Below are 1,115 nucleotides of genomic sequence, written 5' to 3'. Positions count from 1 at the left end.
CAACCGCCATGAAGTGCTGCCAGTGTCCGAAGGCGTCTGGGAAGTGGTTGCCCGGGTCGGGACCGGCGCACAGGATTATTGGTGCGGTATCGGCGATTTTGCGATCCGCCAGCTGCGGGCGCCGGTGAACCAGCGCATCTATGTCTGGCGCGGGGTCGGGCCTTCGGTCAACCGGCCGGGGCGCAAATCGGTGCAATTTGCCTTTGGCCTGCCGCCTGGTGTTTCTGACCGATCCTCCAGCCTGTCGCTTAATGTGCGCGAGGCAGGTGACAATCTGCATGTGACGGCTGCGCAAACCTATTGTTATGACCGGCTGCCCGGGCGGGACCGCTGGTTGCCCTAATTTCCAGGTTCACTAGCTGACCCTGTTGCTGGCCGGGCTGTGTTCAGCCAATAGATCTGCATGAAGCATGAATTCACCATTCCGACGCGCGGGCAGGGGCTTTATGAGTTTACCCGCGGCGTGCGGGCCTGGGTTTCCGGGTCCGGTCTGCAGGATGGGCTGCTGACCCTGTTTGTCCGCCATACGTCCTGTTCTTTGCTGATCCAGGAAAATGCTGACCCCGAGGTGCAGACCGACCTTCGGGGCTTCTTTGCGCGCCTGGTGCCGCCTTCCACGGATCCTGCAATGGCCTATCTGCGCCACACCTATGAGGGGCCGGACGACATGCCCGCCCATATCAAAGCGGCGATGATGCCGGTAAGCCTGTCAATCCCTGTCAGCCGCGGCGCGCCGGTGCTGGGCACTTGGCAAGGTATCTACCTGTTTGAACACCGCGATCGTCCGCACCAGCGGCATGTGGCTGCGCGTCTGGCCTGACCCTCTTTATCTAGCGGCTATAAATCACCTCTACCCAAATTCTGGAGGGTAGCCTATAGTTGTGGATAACCGGGTAAACACCGGCACAAACAATAGGCTGACAGGATTGAGGGAGCAGGCGGATGCGCTGCCCATTTTGCGGAAATATCGACACTCAGGTCAAGGATTCACGTCCTGCCGAAGATCATGTTTCGATCCGGCGGCGCCGGTTCTGCCCGGCTTGCGGCGGCCGTTTCACCACCTACGAACGGGTGCAGCTGCGCGATCTGGTGGTGATTAAGACCAGCGGCAAGCG

2 protein-coding genes and 1 pseudogene are annotated in these 1,115 nt (G+C 60.5%); all 3 read left to right on the top strand.

The window, feature by feature from the left end; translation table 11 throughout:
• Window positions 1-343: hypothetical protein (locus A2I95_RS41105; protein ID WP_291738040.1), on the top strand; the 343-nt coding region annotated here is incomplete at its 5' end.
• A gap of 60 nt (window positions 344-403) precedes the next feature.
• Window positions 404-820 (top strand): secondary thiamine-phosphate synthase enzyme YjbQ, encoded by a 417-nt coding sequence (locus A2I95_RS41100; protein ID WP_027259688.1) that lies wholly within the window; start codon window positions 404-406, stop codon window positions 818-820.
• Window positions 821-942: 122 nt separating this feature from the next.
• A pseudogene (locus A2I95_RS41095) lies at window positions 943-1,115 on the top strand (transcriptional regulator NrdR); the annotation flags it as partial.

The sequence above is a fragment of the Leisingera sp. F5 genome (assembly GCF_001593695.1).
Note: the sequence above shows the minus strand (reverse complement) of the source record. Positions and strands in the feature narration are given on the sequence as shown.